At 32.1% G+C, this 16,859-nt stretch carries 13 protein-coding genes and 1 pseudogene; 4 read left to right on the forward strand and 10 right to left on the reverse strand.

The features are described from left to right. Positions 1–89: 89 nt before the first annotated feature. From V7S50_RS12730 to V7S50_RS12745, 4 genes are all read right to left on the reverse strand, one after another. Positions 90–1,493 carry an AAA family ATPase gene (locus V7S50_RS12730; protein WP_336376235.1) on the reverse strand — a complete coding sequence of 468 codons (1,404 nt, stop codon included), beginning with the start codon at positions 1,491–1,493 and terminating at the stop codon, positions 90–92. A gap of 70 nt (positions 1,494–1,563) precedes the next feature. Next, the gene (gene cpaB / locus V7S50_RS12735) at positions 1,564–2,367 is read right to left on the reverse strand and encodes a Flp pilus assembly protein CpaB (RefSeq protein WP_061662799.1); all 804 of its coding nucleotides are present in this window, start codon (positions 2,365–2,367) and stop codon (positions 1,564–1,566) included. 21 nt (positions 2,368–2,388) lie between these two features. Then, positions 2,389–4,287 carry an AAA family ATPase gene (locus tag V7S50_RS12740; RefSeq protein ID WP_336376234.1) on the reverse strand — a complete coding sequence of 633 codons (1,899 nt, stop codon included), beginning with the start codon at positions 4,285–4,287 and terminating at the stop codon, positions 2,389–2,391. A gap of 235 nt (positions 4,288–4,522) precedes the next feature. Continuing rightward, positions 4,523–5,476: a helix-turn-helix domain-containing protein gene (locus V7S50_RS12745; protein WP_098434148.1), complete on the reverse strand. Its 954-nt coding sequence runs from the start codon at positions 5,474–5,476 to the stop codon at positions 4,523–4,525. Positions 5,477–5,602: 126 nt separating this feature from the next. Here V7S50_RS12745 and V7S50_RS12750 point away from each other — a divergent pair, with 126 nt between their 5' ends. Both V7S50_RS12750 and V7S50_RS12755 read left to right on the forward strand, forming a co-directional pair. Then, the gene (locus V7S50_RS12750; RefSeq protein ID WP_000453488.1) at positions 5,603–5,851 is read left to right on the forward strand and encodes a hypothetical protein; all 249 of its coding nucleotides are present in this window, start codon (positions 5,603–5,605) and stop codon (positions 5,849–5,851) included. 201 nt (positions 5,852–6,052) lie between these two features. Continuing rightward, entirely contained in the window at positions 6,053–7,360 is a 1,308-nt protein-coding gene (locus tag V7S50_RS12755) for a replication-relaxation family protein (RefSeq protein WP_242306103.1), read from the forward strand. A 19-nt stretch (positions 7,361–7,379) separates the two neighbouring features. Here V7S50_RS12755 and V7S50_RS12760 read toward each other — a convergent pair whose 3' ends face one another. The 4 genes from V7S50_RS12760 to V7S50_RS12775 form a co-directional block, all read right to left on the reverse strand. Then, positions 7,380–7,517 (reverse strand): hypothetical protein, encoded by a 138-nt coding sequence (locus tag V7S50_RS12760; RefSeq protein ID WP_336376233.1) that lies wholly within the window; start codon positions 7,515–7,517, stop codon positions 7,380–7,382. Between the two features lie 63 nt (positions 7,518–7,580). Beyond that, positions 7,581–8,843 carry a DNA cytosine methyltransferase gene (locus V7S50_RS12765; protein ID WP_336376232.1) on the reverse strand — a complete coding sequence of 421 codons (1,263 nt, stop codon included), beginning with the start codon at positions 8,841–8,843 and terminating at the stop codon, positions 7,581–7,583. Positions 8,844–8,921: 78 nt separating this feature from the next. Then, positions 8,922–9,608: a methyltransferase domain-containing protein gene (locus V7S50_RS12770; protein ID WP_336376231.1), complete on the reverse strand. Its 687-nt coding sequence runs from the start codon at positions 9,606–9,608 to the stop codon at positions 8,922–8,924. Between the two features lie 47 nt (positions 9,609–9,655). Continuing rightward, positions 9,656–11,287 (reverse strand): cell shape-determining protein, encoded by a 1,632-nt coding sequence (locus tag V7S50_RS12775; protein WP_336584328.1) that lies wholly within the window; start codon positions 11,285–11,287, stop codon positions 9,656–9,658. Between the two features lie 111 nt (positions 11,288–11,398). Between V7S50_RS12775 and V7S50_RS12780 the strand changes: the two genes are divergently transcribed. Both V7S50_RS12780 and V7S50_RS12785 read left to right on the forward strand, forming a co-directional pair. Then, the gene (locus V7S50_RS12780; protein ID WP_277517942.1) at positions 11,399–11,863 is read left to right on the forward strand and encodes a macro domain-containing protein; all 465 of its coding nucleotides are present in this window, start codon (positions 11,399–11,401) and stop codon (positions 11,861–11,863) included. A gap of 280 nt (positions 11,864–12,143) precedes the next feature. Then, positions 12,144–13,130: an S-layer homology domain-containing protein gene (locus V7S50_RS12785; protein WP_000669586.1), complete on the forward strand. Its 987-nt coding sequence runs from the start codon at positions 12,144–12,146 to the stop codon at positions 13,128–13,130. Positions 13,131–13,167: 37 nt separating this feature from the next. On the opposite strand, the gene V7S50_RS12790 is transcribed toward V7S50_RS12785, so the two are convergent. Both V7S50_RS12790 and V7S50_RS12795 read right to left on the reverse strand, forming a co-directional pair. Further along, positions 13,168–16,173, reverse strand: a complete 3,006-nt coding sequence (locus V7S50_RS12790) for a hypothetical protein (RefSeq protein ID WP_001060587.1) — start codon at positions 16,171–16,173, stop codon at positions 13,168–13,170. A gap of 217 nt (positions 16,174–16,390) precedes the next feature. Beyond that, positions 16,391–16,859, reverse strand: a pseudogene (locus V7S50_RS12795) (hypothetical protein); the annotation flags it as partial.

The raw sequence follows: 16,859 nt of genomic DNA on the forward strand, positions 1-16,859 counted from the left end.
ATTTGCTATTGTTGTTGTAGATAAAAAGGGGATGAAATATAACAAACAAGAGGGTTTACCTTGTTTTGCATAAAAAAAAGACGTTTCAATTAGAAACGTTTTTTTCGTTCTTTCGATTTGTCTATGTTTTCATATTCTTGTTCTAAGAATTGTAAATTTTCCATTTCCCAAATCTGGTTAGCTAATTTTGCAAATTCTAATCGTGCCTTTAATGTATTTGCGTTATTATCTAATACTACTGGTGTCCCTTCATATAATCTATTTAAGAAAATATTCTTTGGTAGCAATGGTATTTTTACATCTACATCAAAACCACTTTGACTTAAATGCTCAGAAGTGAAGATTAGTTTCTCTCCTTCATTCTCGTTAGATGCTCCAGTTTCTTCAATATCTTCATTAAGAATATATTTTACTCTGTCTAACACATCTAAATCTTTTAGGGTCTCTTTATAACGAGCATTATTTCGAACGTTATTAAAGTCCAGATTAATAATGTAGTAAGCAGTATTCGATAATCTTAACAACGGATATGTAGTGACATGAGCTAATGAGGAGTTTGTGTCGATAATAATAACATCATACTCATCCACGATAGCTTCAATTAAATAAATATAATGGAATGGTTTAATATCTTCAATTTCACTCATTGTTAATTGTGACCCTACTAATGCTTCTAAGTTTTTGCAAGGGTAATAGGATTTAAAACAAGTTTTAATATATTTATTTACTTCTTCAATTCTTGCTTCATCTTCAATGAGCCTTCCATCACTTGTCATAATAGTCGCTATTTTATCCATTACAGTTTTTAAATTGTGTTTATCGTCTTCAATTTGAAGTAATGTACCTACAGATAAGTTTTGTAAATCAGCTTCAATCAATCCAACTTTTGGTGGTTTTCCATCTTTTTTCTTTCCGTACTTTGCAATTGTCGTTGCAAGGTTCGTAGAAGCAAATGACTTACCAGTTCCAGGTTTGATAGATGAAACAAGATATACATTTTTATATCCGTATTTTTCAATATCGTATTCTTCTGTTTCTTCAATCGCTTCTACTTCTATATCTTCTGTATTATCTGTTGATGCACTTCTGATATTACGAAGTAAATAATCTACACTCTCTTTATTTCGAGGATTATCTAATAATTGTTTAATTAACACTGCATTTAACTTGCTCTCTGTTAAGATATCATAAATACCAGATAGTACTAACATTCCTAATTGATTTACTCGTTCTACATTTTTCATGTCTAATGTTTTTGTCACGTAAACAATTCGAATTTGCGGGTGTTTTTGTTTTACCATAATCATTTCTTCTAACAGAGATTCTTTTCCCGTTAGAAAATCTGAGATAAGAACAATATCAGGATTATAGAAAGAACACGCTTCTACTAAGTCCCTTTTATATTCAATGCTTCCGACAAATTCATACTCTTTTATTTTTTTAATTACATTATCAAGAGCTTCATGACCTGTAGCTAATAGAACTTTATTCATAATTTACTTCCCCCTTTGTATTAAAAACATAACGGAGAATACAATGACTCTCCGTTATTAAATTTGTTAACTATTTATTGCTTTCAGCTAAACCTTCTCCAGAGAATACTTTGTCATATTCACCCACAATAAATCCTGCTGTGTCATAGTTTTGACTATCGTCAAATCGTCCCACAATGCGAATGTTTCCAGATTTTAATCGAGCAGAAATTTGTTCAGCTTGGTCAAGCGTTACAGCTAATGTTACAGTGGATAATTTACCACCTTCTCCACCAGATTGAATGTCTTTACCATCTTGCATATCTCCTGCTTCGTCTCCTTTCACACCCTCACTTCTATCCGTGTAACGGAAACCATCATCTGTTGTGACATTATAGACAAGAATATCTTGTAAGAAAGCTTTTGAATATTTAAATCCTTTTCCTGAACCTTCTCCTGCCTTTTCACCTTCTCCAACAAATACAAGGTCTACTTTATCTCCTCGTTTCACATTTCCACCTAATCCATCAATATAAGTAATAGGAAGTGAAATTTTTCGATATTTTGTTAAATCCATACTTTCGAATGGGTCGATATTCTTTTTATCAACTAATTTTTTCTTCAATGCATATTCACCCGTAACTAATTTTGAATTATTGTATTTACCAACGATATCTTTTGGTGAAAGAGCAAATCCTTTTGTTACTGCTTGAGCAGGAATAGTTGTTTTCACTAAATCACCCTCTGTAATCTGCGTATTAGCAGGGATATCTCGATTAAATTGCCATACTGTTGTTGGCTCCATTTGTTTTTGTGTGAAGTAATAAAACCCTCCTGCAAATAGAATAACCGCTCCCATTTGAGCAATCGTAATTGCTACTTGTTTAGTTTTCATATATCCTTCCCCCTTTTAACTTTATTCGAATATTATCTTCTCAATAGAAGCAAAAGCTTTTTTAAGCTCTTTGTTCTTTGAATACAACAAAACAGGAAGACCAATATAATTTGCATTAATAAAATCTTTATTCAGAGAAGGAATGGTAATAGGAATGTCTACTTTCATCCACTCTGAAATATCCCTTTGGTTTAATTCTGCTTTTTCGTATTTGTTGATAATATAATATATTTTTTTATCTAAATTTATTCGTTTAGTAAGTTCGGGCAATTTTCTTAACCATCCTCCAATGTGTGATACATCTTGTGTTAGTGTTAAGAATATTTTTGTACTATAGGCCATGGCTATTTTCGTGAATTCATTCTTTAAATCAGAAGGAACATCTAAAATGATAAAATCATAGTTTTTCTGAATAATGAAATACATGAATAAATCTTTTAAGCAAGCACTATTGATTTGTTCCTTTTCTTTATCTTTTTTTGTAACATAATCTTCTGAGTAAAAGAGTAAGTCTAACAAGTCTGGAAACTGTTTGTAGTTTTTCAGCATCATAGAATTTTTCGGTGTATTACTGATAATGCTACTCATTGAAATAATAGAATCTTCAACTTGTGTATAGTTTTGATTCTCCATGCCACGTAAAGCGATATCTAAACCTTTTTCGAATGTACCTAATTGATATAAGTACTCCACTGTTGAGCCTGTTTCTTTAAAATCAATATACATTGTTCTAAAGCCACTTTTCGCCAAATGTAATGCCGTATTAAAGGCGATTTGAGAATTCCCTACACCTTGTTCACTTCCTAAGAATGTTAGGATTTTTTGTTTCATATGAACTGGCATAATTGTTTCCTTAATTATCGTTTCTGTGACAATTTTAGGTTCTGGAATTGGGACTTCGATTTTAGGCTCTGGAATAATTTCAGGTTTAACTTCAACTTCGGGTTCAGGTGGGTTTTGTTCAATGATTGGTTCCTGTATTGTTTGAACTTCGTGCTCAGTATTTTTTTCTGTATTTTCTTTTGCACCCATTAATCTTGCGAAAAATCCAATTTTTTCGGGCTTTTCTTTTTTCATTCCCTTTAGGTTTTCATTGATATTCTGAAGTTTCTCATCCACTTTTTTATCTAATTCTGTATTTCTTTCTGGAAGAGGTTCTTCTGTCATTTCATGTTCTTCCACTACCTTTTCTTCAAGATTAATGTTTTCTTCTTTCTTTTCAACTTCTTCAAGATTGAAAACTTCCTCTTCAAGATTTACAGAGTCACCTTCAATGTCAATTACTTCATCACCGTTTGATTCTGATTTCGTTTCTTCAAGATTCACACTTTCATCTTCAGCGATTTTTTCCATAGTTTGTTCCGTTTCTGCTTTCAGATTTGTTTCTTTAGGAGATTCATCCTCTTCTTTCCCAGATTCATTTGGATTCGTTTTATCCAAATATATTTCTTTGATTACTGGCTTTTCTATTACTTTTGTAGGTGCATCATACAATTTTTGATTTGTTTTTTCGTCTACTGTTGTTTTAGGTCGTAAATGAAACACATCCGAAAACTCGTTCTTTTCTTTTATTAATCGAATAATCTCATTCGCATTTATTTTTTCTCCATATAAAATGTCATAAATACCATACCCTACAATAGTTGCTAACAGTACATCCCCTGGCTCACGTTTGTTAGAACCGAAAATAATTCTTACATTCTTGTAATTTGCTCTAATTTCATAAATAATGTCTGAAATATTTTCATTCCCTTTTAATGATTCAAATAACACAATAACATCTGGTTTGTTTTCTTTTATCGCTTTTATAATCCCTCCACGATACACAGTTGTACCTACAATTGCATACTCACCGTTTGACTTTGCCTTTATAAAATCTTCAACTTGTCTATGTCCAATCGCTAATAAAACCTTTTCCATGGATTTCACCAACTTTCATACTTTTATTAACATACTATTTAAAAAGAAGAAAATTTATTGAGGATTATTGATTGAGGTATGTTCTATATGGAATAAAAAAAAGAAGTATCGGCAAATGCCAATACTTCTCATGTTTCAGTATTCAAATTTCAACACTTTTGTTTAAGAATCCATTTTAAAAACATGTTAATTAGATTTACAAAATAAAAATTTCGGAAAAACCATGCTGAGATTATTAGTCCATTAGAGAGATGAATTCCTCAATTTTTTGAATCAATTCCATGCTTTCTGCAAGTTTTGTTTCAGGTGTCCATTCTGCTTTCATGATTCCATTAAACAAGGAAACTATAGCCTCTTTTTGTTTTTTCGATGCTTTCTTTCCATTTAATGTGAAGTTTTGCAGAATAACCATTTCAGCAAATCCTGTCATAGCGGTATCGTTTGCACCGTTACCTTGTCCTCTGTTTTTGAAGAAATACTGTACAGGTACCTCAAGACCTTCAGCCAGTTTTTCAACAGTTTCAAGTGTAGGGCTTTGTCTTTGTCCTTTTTCAAGTAAATGTATATAAGAAGCAGATACTCCTGAAAGTCTCCCTACATCTTCTAAAGCATATCCTTTTGATAATCTTAGATGTTTAAGTAATGCTCCAAAGTTCTCTTGGTCGTTTTTCTTAGTTAGATTTGCATAAGCTTTTTGTTTTTTATTGAATTCCCTTTTCACTAAATCTTTATTAAATGGAGATAAATTTCTCTCTATAAACGGCATTACATCTTCTTTATATTTTTGTTCAAACCTTTTTGCGTAATCTTCCATTTCTTCATCTGAACTATTATCTATTATATTTACTAAGTCTATTAATTCTAATACACATTCCCAATTATACCTTTTCGCTTCCAGTACAAAAGCATCCCATTTAGATAGTTTTATACCTTTCTTTCTATATACAGTATCTCTTATGTCATTTATATATGTTTTGATTGTTTTTTCTACTTGAGAGTATTTTGTTTTTTTATATAGTTTCTTTAATTCTTCTTCTATTTCATCGAATTTATCATTTAAAGACTGAACATCTTCTTCTTTAGGGTCCCTTAAAGAGTCATTAATTGTTTCAACAATATCTTTTAGAATATGATTTTCATCATTTTGTATTTCGTTATTTAATTCTTTCCATTGGTCTTGAATAGCCATTCAAATAACCCCCTTAATTTTTAGAGAAATTTCATTGACTTTAGTCTATGAAAAAGTTATAATTTATTTGTAGGATTTAGTTCATCCATAACGCATTTCCATTCATTTTGAAAGGAGAATGGAAAAATGGAAGTTATGGAACAAGAAAAATTAACAAGAGGTACAAAAAAATTAATTCAGACTGCAATAGATGAAGTCAAGCCTGGTTATGAAAATAATCGTTATGAAATCTGTGCAAAAATCGCTGAGATTGTCGAAGAACGATATGAAGGATTTAATTTAGACTACCAATTAAAGAGGATGGGTTTAGAAACAACGAAAAGTATCCTCGAAAAAATTGATATGTACTTTTACAAATATGTAAAAAACTCTTGATTTTTTCATTATTTTTCACCTGTGATTCATAAATATCTTATCATTGACTAATGTTGATGTCAATCAGATTTCATTAAATTCATTGAAAACTTAATTTAAATTTTTAACAAACTTTAGTTAATGAATTAGGTCTTGTCTCTGTTATGAGATAGGGCTTTTTTTAGTATAAATAGTATATATAGAACAAAATGAAAGAGGTGCATGATTTTGAAACCTTCAACTTACGAAATAGCAAAAGAGCTAAAAAATCAAGATTTAGATTTTCTTTATAATGTCTATCTATTGAGATGCTTAACAATACGTCAAGCTTATAAATATTTTTTCTCTGATACAATTGATTCTTTTGAATTGTTTATGGAGACAAAGTTTTTAGATTTAATCGAATTAGAGGTTATTGATTGTGTAGAATTTAATTTAACAAATCAAGCTGTTTTCTTAACTTCTCAAGGTGTTGAAATTGTTCGTTATCAGTTTGACCTTCCAACCGATATCTTAGACCCTAAACGAAAAATAATCAAAAGAGGTTACTACCGTGCAGGAGAACTAAAGATGAATCCACGTTTAATCAATCATCAAATTCATTTAAATCAATTTGTTTTAGATTTTAAAGAAAAGACACAAGAAAGTGATATTAAATGGAGATATTTCGATGAGAAATATGTATCTCAATATAAAAACATTCGACCAGATGGGCTTATTCAAATATTTGATACTGATTTTTTCTTAGAAATGGACATGGCTACAGAGAGCAAGAAACAACTGAAAGAAAAGTGGAATCATTACCGTTCTTTTTTACAATCAAGCGAGTATTACTATAAAGATAAAGATAAAAAGATTATTGTATTATTTTTAATTGATAATACAGAGAAGGTTGAGAGTAGAAAAGACCTTGTTCGTTTTACAGCCGTAGATTCTTTATTGGATGGTTTCGATAATGAATTTGAATTATACATTGGTACAACAAAGGAATTATTAGAGTTAATGTGTAATAAGCTGATTCCAAATCTACAACATAGTAATTGGAGACAGGAAGAGGTATTAAGAATTATCCATGAAAAACACGGATTTCACTTTTCAAATGGGGAGAAATTAAGAAAAGCTTTACACGATACGGATTATGGATTCTATATAAGAAAAATCAAACAGGATAATAATCTACTAATCGAAAATGGTCGAGTGCAAGAGTTCCTATTTGATGACTACACTTCTCAACCACTCTCTATTTTAAAAAAAATTGCTTATCACGAAAGAAATATCGCTTCATTTCACAGAAGGTTTGGTAGGGAAATCGGTTATTTAATCCTCGTTAAAAATGAAGTAGAAGCTTTTCACGATTTGGAAATAGCCAATGATTTGGTAGGCATTAAAAATATATACTTTACAACTTTAGAGCGATTAAATTCCAAGCCCCTTCATGAAGCTGTGTATCAATATGACAGCTTAGGAAATATCCATCATTTTTCAAATAGCGGATTTCAAGAGAGGGTCTATGAAAGTAGCTTAAAATAAAAAAAGAGGTTAATTTAAATTAACCTCTTTTTTTATTTAGACTTTTTTGTAATGCCTTTAGTTCATTTCTTGCTAATTTTCGCTCCTTTTCACTCAATGACACATCTTCCATCTTCTTCGTTAAATAAATTTCTTTAATGATATATGTAGTATCCATCCTTTTCACCCCCTTTTTACATTTTATTGATTTCTGATGCCAATCATTCATGAACATAATATCTCAAATTAAATATTTTTCTATCTCAATCGCTAATTTATATGCCATCAATGATGGAATGCCAGAACATCGTTCATATTGCTTATTCAACGGAACATCTTCATCAAAAGAAAACCAATCTGGGACAGTCTGTAACCTCAAACATTCTCTCACTGTAAATCTCCTTGGTGGTAAGACGTCATATGTATCCATTTTGCGAATATCATAATTAGCAGGTTCAGGATACAGAGGTAATTGACGGGCTTCAGAGACAATTGTATAGGATGCTTCATTCCATTGTTTTTGTCTATTCCTACTTACATACCTTGGAGAAAATCCACCTTCGTAATACTTATCTTGATTATCAATGATTTGGGCGTTATTTTTTCCGTTCATTAGACTTGTAATCGTATAAGCAGGTTGGTCAAAGGATACTTTTCTTAAGAATCCCGTTCTTCCTCCACCACTTTCAAATGCTCCACCCATAAATTTACGAGCATCTTCTTCGTTTAAATCCTTCCAATTTCCACCCACAGGAATTTTATGTACAAATTCTTTTTTATCACTTCGAATTCCATATCCTACGTGGTTATGAACAGAACTTTGCTCTTGTGCTTCGTATTGTATATCTTTTAAAGAATTCATCACCTTATCAGGATTAGGTAAATCTCCTATTGCATCACGTATCGTTTTCCTTTCACTTATAGAAACTATTTCTGGAAATTCAAATGTCTTCCCTAAATCACTTCGAATCCCTACCATAAATACTCTTTTTCTGTGTTGTGGAATCCCATATTCATAGCAATCTACAAGCTTCCATGTAACATTATATGAGCTGTCTTCAATCTCTTTCACAAAGGCTTCAAATCCTGGTCTATTCTTCTTATTTACCATTCCATTCACATTTTCAAATAAAAACGCTTTTGGTTTTTTCGCTTTTAATATTCTTAAGAATTCATGTGGTAAATCTCCGAAATCTTTATTATCAAATCCGTCTCCTTTTCCTGCTACACTAAAACTCTTGCATACAGGTGTAGCAATCATTAAATCATGGTCTGGAATATCATTTGAATTTATTTTTCGAATATCAGATAAAACAGCATGTGGACCAATCATTTTATTGTAAGTCTTAACAGCATATGGGTTATTGTCTACAGCATAAGCCATATGATAACCTGCTAATTTAACGCCACAAGCACCTACTCCTGCTCCACAAAATAAATCTACACAAATCAATCCGTTTTGAGGTCTTGCTACCATCCCCCATCGCATTTCGTTCATTCTCATCCTAATCCCCCTAATTCCATTAACTATTGTTAATAGAATTATAGTTTGGATAGTTGTAGACATAAATAAAACAAGCGTTTAAGCTTGTTTTATCCCAACGTATCCTACAAAATGCAAGCATCTAAAAAAATCTTCAACGAGCATTCCTTTTCTTTCTAAAAACCGTTTATTTTCTTCTACCTGACTTACTCGAAACACACCCCTTAAAGACTTATCTTTATTCCTAATTTCCTTTGTTGAGAAACCTTGTTGTTCTTTAAAATCATGATGTAGTTGCGTGAAAATATCCTGATGCATGGAATGTTTTGCGTAAGTCTTTTCAACAACAATCAACGCTCCACCCTTCTTCAGCTTTGCTACTAATCGTTTCATATGTTTTTTTCTCTCATCTACTGAAATAAACGGATTTGTTAGACAACTGATGATAACGTCTGCTTTTGGTAATGCCACTTTTGAAATATCTTCATCGAATAAATAAACATCTTCAGTGGTAGATAACTTTTCTTTTGCTTTTTCCAACATAGATTGAGAGGTATCTAATCCAAATGCTCTAAATGTTTTAGGTGTAACTTCTTTTAATTGCTTTATCGTCTCACCCGTTGAACAACCTATATCAATTACAACACCGTTCTCAACTATAAAAAATTGCGCAATACCACATATTAAGTCTTGAAGCATTTCATAAGATGGAATGGATTGACGCACATGTTCATCAAATATTTTTGTTACCTTCTCATCAAAAGACCAACTTTCTACATTTTGCATTTTTTTACCTCGCTTCTTTACATGAAAAATAAGGAGAAAGACTCTCCTTATTTAATATCCATATTTTCATTTTCAAATTCTTTAGCAGTAATGCCACTCATATTAGGCAATTCAATGTACGAAAACTTCACTTTATCGCCTTCTTTACTTAAAGGTAATTCTTTTGAAATAGAAGATGGAACCATAAGTAGTGTGTTTGGCTTTTCTTTTAGTAGGATATAAAAGACTTGTCCATTCTCATTTGTTAGAGAGCCAATTCTTTCAATTGTTCCCACTTCAATTCTCTCAAGGCCATTTGAATTTAAGTTTGTATGCGAGCTCTTACCCGCTAATGATTTGACATAATTATTTAGTGTAGCTTGCAATGAATCTCCAATCGCTACAATGTTGTAATTTTCTACATTGACCATTGCATAGGATTTCACTAATCCTTTTTTATCTTTCAATGTTAGAAAGTACGTTGGCTCGTTTTGTACGTTTATCAATATAGGGAATGTAGCTGTATATCTTAATTGTTGCACACTACCTTCTGCTGATTGCATACTCGCTGTTTCTGTAGCACCAGATACCTTATAGAAGCTCGTTTTTCCTGTACGAGTATTCGCTAATACAAATCCTACTGTAGATTCATCTTTTCCTACTGAAGAAATTCCTGTATAGAAATAGCATTCGCCATTATTGTAAATCACTTGCATTCCTTCTGTAGTTTCTAATTTATCTTGATTTGAAAAGTTAATGTAGCCATGTACATATTCTCCCCAATAATCTAAGTAATCCGCTATTGTTGATTTCGGCTGAATAATATCCACCCATTTAGGAGTATCTTTTATACTATATTCTTTCATCTTGCCTGTTTGAGGGTCAATAACAAGTGTTCCTGTAATGACTTCTCCTGAACGTCCAATCGTGCGTTTGTAAACAGATGCCACCCAATAAGGATTCCCTTCATCATCAAGTTCAAATGTATAACCTTTCACACCCTTTGTTGGGTGATTTAAATATACATGTCTATACAGATTTGAGTTGAAATAAGAACTTGGCAAATACTTTAGATTTACATCTTTTCCTTTTACAGATGTTACAAGCTCAACATCTTGAGAATCTGTTGCACTTACTTTTATAAAACCTTTCGTACCCTTGCTATTCTTAAACCACTTAAAAATCCCTGTATGTTCAAGTGGAGCAACATAATACAACTTCCCTTTTATCTGTTGGATAGTTAAATCACCAACCTCCATCTGACTACCTAAAGCAGGAATTTCACCTAACTTTTTGTCTGCATAATTCCTCGCTAATTCTTTATCAATTATTGGTAACTCTTTTAAGTCCACATGAGAAACATCTTTTTCAAATTTCTTTTCTTCAACGTTTCCGATTAAAGCTCGATAATCTGAACTATGGAATAAAGGGGTTGTTATACAAAAGAAGATAATATTCGAGACTACTAATAGACCACTGGCAATCAACACCGAATATATTGTTTTCTTCTGTGTTACACCTTCACTAAAGTATGCAAATGCACCACTTAACAAAATAAAAAGAATCAAGAAAATGTTTAATTTACTCCCCCACCTAATGTGTAATGGCGTTGTATTCAGGTATGTATACAAGCTCCAAATAATAAGTGTAATAACAAAACAAGTGATGAAACCCTTCAAAAAGGAATCTTTTTGTTTCATATAAATGCACAACCTTCCTATATATTAAATTGTTATTTTTATGATATCATATAGACTATAGTCAATACAATATACTTTTATTTATTATAGTAAACGGAGTGAGTTATCGAGATGAATATTATTGTTAAACGTGGAAATATAACAGATTTTCATACAGAAGTTGATGTGATTGTGAATGCATGGAATCGAAATTTTATTCCTTATTGGATTTTACTTCCTCATGGTGTATCAAAAGCAATTAAGAAGGAAGCAGGTTTAAAACCATTTAATGAAGTTCAGCGTAAAGGTCTATTGTCTTTAGGGGAAGCGGTGCTAACTTCAGCAGGTAAATTAAAGTGCAAAGGCATCATACATGTTGCAGGAATCGGAATGCTATGGAATTCATCAGAGAAAGCCATTCGATTATCCGTAAAGAACGCATTGGAGTTATGTATAAAACACTCATTTACATCTATTGCAGTTCCTTTGATTGGCTGTGGTGCAGGAAAATTCAGTGAAGAAAAATGCATGGAGATTATATATGAAGAATGTAATGCATTCAGTGGAGATTTGAACGTGATAATTGTTCAATACTAATAAAACACAAATTGTTACTAAAACAAAATTATATAACTATGATTTTTTTACAATATTTGTTACAGAAAACAAGAAAAATACCAAGAGATAGAGATACTATCTCTTTTTCTATTATCGAGGAAAAAAGAAGATTTTTATTTTAGTAAAAAATAATTGACAAATAAGAGTAAAATTGCTATAATTGTTTATAGAGATACAAGAAATATATGATTTATATTCAATAAGACAAAATTAAAAAATATAATTATAGATAAAACATTTTCTTTAGGAGGAAAATATTATGAAATTTAAAAATGTAATCGCAACAGGTTTAATCACTGCAACTCTATTTGGAGCAACAATGACAGCACAGGCACAAACAACAAAATTTAATGACGTACCAAGTGGTCATTGGTCTGAAGGAGCTATTAGCTATTTAGCTGACAATGGAATTGTGTATGGATACGGTAATGGAGTCTATGGATTTGGTGATAACGTCACTCGTGGACAAGTAGCCTCTATTATGACTCGATACTTTAAACTACAAGATAATGGTTCACAAAATACTTCCTTTACAGATATTCAAAATCACCCATTTGAAGACAATATCAACGCTGTTATTCAAGCAGGGATTATGAAGGGTGATGGAACGGATAAATTCCGACCAGACGCTACGCTAACTCGCTATGAAATGTCATCTGTTTTACAACATGCATTTGATTTAGCAGTTAAAGGAAACATGAAATTTAATGATATTCCGAATGGTCATTGGGCAAAAGAGGCTATTCAGGCTTTATATACAAATGGTGTAACAAATGGCGTTGGTCAGAATCAATATGGTGGACAATACGATGTAACAAGGGAACAATTCGCTAAGTTTATGTATAATTCCATCTATAAAGACCAGAATCAAAAACCAGTAGAAGATAATCAAAGTGACATGACCAAATTAAAACGTGTTGCTGAAGAAAATGGATTCTTCACTACAGAATTCGGATATGCTTTTAACCCTTATGGAAAGGAAGGGGATTCCTCTTACAATTCAATGAGTATGTATATTAACGAAGGTAAAGAATTAGAAGTGAATCTATTTATCTATAATGGGAATACGACTATTGATGAACCTCTAAAAGCAATATTAAAAGTTATTCTACCTACTCAAAGCGAGAATTTTTATAACGCTATCAATAAAAAGGGACCTAAAACAGAAATATTTGAATTAGATGGTAGAACTATGAAAGTTACAAGACAAGGAACAATGAAAATTGAATTTAGTTCAAAAAAATAAGAATGAGAAAAAGAGATGGAGAATTCCACCTCTTTTTTTATTGAACAATATGACCTTTTAAATCATCTGTTGCACTGCCTGTAACTTCAAGTTTTAAATCTGTTAAATTGTCACACAGCATATTTCCAATACTCGTTAACGTATTACCTTCTAATTTTGATTTAGTAGGTATTCCATTAATTTCAGGCGTAAACACCTGTAATTTATACGTACCATCTTTCGTGTTAGGGTCAACATAAATTTTTGGAGTCTTTTTAATGCCCAATGTGTCTTTTGGTTTTATCGAATAGGTCATAATTACCTTATTTTTATCACCTGTACGCTTTACATCAAGACCCTTATTTGTGCCATGAACACCTGAAACAGATAAGATTTTTCCATCTGGAGTTTTTACATAGAGCTCATTCGGAATGTTTGGCTCTACATGTTTCGGACGAACCCATTGACCTGACCCATTCGAAACCCAAGGTTGAGGCTCTGTCTCAAAAGCATTTGTATTATAATCTACATCCACTTTTAATTCATAGCCATATCCCGCTTTAATTTTACCAACTTCACCTTTAGCTAAATCCACCCAACCATCTTTCGAAGAGCCAAGTTTTAAGTCTTCCGTTAACTTTGATTTAAACAAGACTTTATTAATTTTATATTCTTCTTGTTGTGGAACATTTGTCCTCTGTGTATTTCCTGCACTATATTTATAGAACTCATACGATTTTCCATTCGCAGAGTATCGTTTTAATTGACCACTCCATCCATGTAATTCGTAGAATTGGTTCCATGTATTTTTTGTGTTTTTACCAAGAGCACAAGCCTTGTCAAACGGATTTAATGGTTGTTCTATTTTCGCTCCTGCTGTTCCTGAGTCTCTTACAGTTGTCGCAGAATCTCCTTTGTTATCTGCTTGGGTACTCAAGTCTTCTTCCCATGCATTCTTATCAAGATTCACATAAACTTGAGCATCAACCTTAGATGTTGTTTTAGGGTCAACCCATACTTTAACTTCTTTTACAATGTTTTTGTTTTCTCCTATTCCCAGATGCTCTGTAAATACATGTCTATCACCATTTACAGTAACACCGATTTGAACATCTTTTTCAAAATCATTCACTTCGTCAGGTACTTCGTTTACAACATCAAATTTCACCGCAAAGGTTTGATAACCAGCTTCTGTAGGTCTTTCTGTTTTAGGAAGCACTTCTACATTTTTTACTTTGTAATTATAGAAACTATGCCATTTTTTTCTGGAAGTATCATCATCTTTATCTATATTCGCATAGTCATAGTTATTTTCTAAGCTCATACGTATAGAAGTATCAATAATTGGCACTTCATAAGTTGTATACTCTGGAGTGATGAATTCGAAAGTTGTACCGTTTCTTAATTGCATTCTTTGTGTTAGATGACCATTAAGGGCATCACTTTCACCCTTAGGTAGTTTTCTATTAATAGTGTAGTAAGCGTCAATATTTACCTCTGGATAGTAGTAATGGTCAAAGACTTCTCTTGTCCCCCAAGATATACATGCTCCACTATCATTGTGAGCTTCACAAAAGCCTTCATCCCTATAAACAGCTTCCCTAATGTCAACACCTTGATATTTGAATTTATACTTAATTTTGTAGTCTTCGCCTGGGATAGGCTTTGCAACTTCATTTCCATTCCTATCAATTAAAGTGATATTTTCAGCATTCATATTCCCTGAGCCCTCAACTGGTAACACTAAGTTAGCATCATCATCATTCGGATTCGTATTATCTCCTGCAAAGAAATGGTCTTTATTAATATTACCTGTTAATCCAATATATTTTTTCGAATTTAGTGGAACAACGAAATTATCATATGTAAATGTCGCAGATTCACCTGGCACGAGTGTTTTTTCTTGCGGTAAAGTTGTTTCCCAGTCATTCCAACCTTTATTCGCTGTTGTAGATGATAAGCTATATCCAATGTCTAATTTAGTTGGTTTTAAAGTCGTTTCTTGTTGGGAATCATTTTTCACTCTAACAACAATTCTATATTTCTCTCCTCTAATCAATTTTCTAAATGATTGAGAACTTCCATTGTCTACACCATCTCTTCTTGTATAAGTACCTACAACATTACCGTTGTCATCTAAAACTGTATAATCAGTAATGCGAAGATTCTTCGATTCATCAGATTTTACGGTTAATGTTCTATATTTACGACCACCTTCTCTTGTCCCGTTAAATACAGCCATTTCAGCCTCTGGGTCCGAAGTTAAAGATAATCTGTCAGCCCAATAATAAGGATTTGGATTTTTATACTTCATAGATGGTTCTTGGTCTAACAATCTTTTAATCGCATTTATTTTTTGAGAGAAAAAATCTTTATTATCAGTTTTATCCCATTCAGAAGGACCATCTGGTAACCATTTTGAGCCTAAGTTATACGGAAATAAATCCCAAGGATAACTACCTGGTGTTTCACCAGTAAAGATATCTGCTGGGAAATACGGGTTCTCAACAGGTGAGCCAAATTGGGTGTATCCTAAGTGTCTCCACTCACCACTTACTCCGCGATATTCATTATATTGGTTATAATAGTTTGGTGCTCTAAGTGACTCTCTATTTGTTTGATTTAGCACCGTAGATTTCGTTTTGAAATTAGGATAAGACTTATCATATCTCTCCGCATAACCACCGCCCACATTCCTATTATTGAAGTTTTCAAAGTCATAAAAATAGGTTCTCATAGAAGTCATATACTCTAATTGTTTAGGTGGAACTGGTGAGTAGTAAACAACTCCATGATAATTCGTTCTAAACATAAGATTCCCACCAATTCCATGATACCAAGATTGTCTCTTTCCATCTTTATCTGTAAATCTCATGATAGGAGGCTTTATCTTTCCTTGTAAGTGTTCAGGAACCCCATCCCATACCGATTCTAATGTGCTGTTTAGTCCCTCATTTCCTTCCACACCATCAAAAGCATGAGCTTGCATAGGGCTCATTAATAAGGCTAAGAATCCCAAAGATACACCACCACCTATACTTATAACAAAATTTTTGTTATTCATCATAGACATCCCCTTTCGAAATATATTCAAATCTATATTAATAAAAATATTTTTTATTTTAATATTTCATTATAGTTATCTTGAGGAAGATAATATTACTTTTTATTCAACTTTTTCATGTGTATCGAGTTCTATATAAAAAGAGTATCCAAAGGATACTCTTCAAAAAGTACATTTAAATTTAACAATGTTTCACATGAAACATCATGATTCGACACTAATTTTCTATTGGTCCAAATTTAATCGACAATGTTTTTGTTTTATCAATTCTAATTTTTCTTCCATCTAAAATTAATTCTTGAGATTTGACCTCTGGTGTATTTACGACAGTGTATAATTCATTTCCTTTTGTCGGTAACATTTTATTGAATAATGCTTTTAAAGGTTCATCAATAGCTTTGTTTCCATTATAAATAAATATGGTCACATCCCATTCTCCATTTCCAGGTGTGTATAAATTAGAAATAATGTAAGAATTATCACCTTGTTTACCATACTGATTAAATTTTAACCCTTGTTCTCCATCGAAAAATCCCAATGAATAAGCCAACTGTTTCACTTCAGGAGCTGTATATGTTTTTCCATCAACAGTCTTATTTTCCCCCTCATTTTTTTTCTGATTTCCATCTTGATTGTTTTGAGGTGGTTGAACTGGCTTTTCTTCTTTCCCTTGTACTTCTTTATTA

It is taken from the genome of Bacillus sp. CCNWLW194, assembly GCF_037120585.1.
GTDB classification, from domain to species: Bacteria; Bacillota; Bacilli; order Bacillales; family Bacillaceae_G; genus Bacillus_A; species Bacillus_A basilensis.

Coding starts and splice junctions, on each gene's coding strand:
- V7S50_RS12745 (WP_098434148.1), bottom strand. CDS start 5,476: ATGGCTATTCAAGACCAATGGAAAGAATTAAATAACGAAATACAAAAT.
- V7S50_RS12775 (WP_336584328.1), bottom strand. CDS start 11,287: ATGAAACAAAAAGATTCCTTTTTGAAGGGTTTCATCACTTGTTTTGTT.
- cpaB (WP_061662799.1), bottom strand. CDS start 2,367: ATGAAAACTAAACAAGTAGCAATTACGATTGCTCAAATGGGAGCGGTT.
- V7S50_RS12785 (WP_000669586.1), top strand. CDS start 12,144: ATGAAATTTAAAAATGTAATCGCAACAGGTTTAATCACTGCAACTCTA.
- V7S50_RS12760 (WP_336376233.1), bottom strand. CDS start 7,517: ATGGATACTACATATATCATTAAAGAAATTTATTTAACGAAGAAGATG.
- V7S50_RS12780 (WP_277517942.1), top strand. CDS start 11,399: ATGAATATTATTGTTAAACGTGGAAATATAACAGATTTTCATACAGAA.
- V7S50_RS12770 (WP_336376231.1), bottom strand. CDS start 9,608: ATGCAAAATGTAGAAAGTTGGTCTTTTGATGAGAAGGTAACAAAAATA.
- V7S50_RS12740 (WP_336376234.1), bottom strand. CDS start 4,287: ATGGAAAAGGTTTTATTAGCGATTGGACATAGACAAGTTGAAGATTTT.
- V7S50_RS12765 (WP_336376232.1), bottom strand. CDS start 8,843: ATGAGAATGAACGAAATGCGATGGGGGATGGTAGCAAGACCTCAAAAC.
- V7S50_RS12790 (WP_001060587.1), bottom strand. CDS start 16,173: ATGAATAACAAAAATTTTGTTATAAGTATAGGTGGTGGTGTATCTTTG.
- V7S50_RS12750 (WP_000453488.1), top strand. CDS start 5,603: ATGGAAGTTATGGAACAAGAAAAATTAACAAGAGGTACAAAAAAATTA.
- V7S50_RS12730 (WP_336376235.1), bottom strand. CDS start 1,493: ATGAATAAAGTTCTATTAGCTACAGGTCATGAAGCTCTTGATAATGTA.
- V7S50_RS12755 (WP_242306103.1), top strand. CDS start 6,053: ATGATTTTGAAACCTTCAACTTACGAAATAGCAAAAGAGCTAAAAAAT.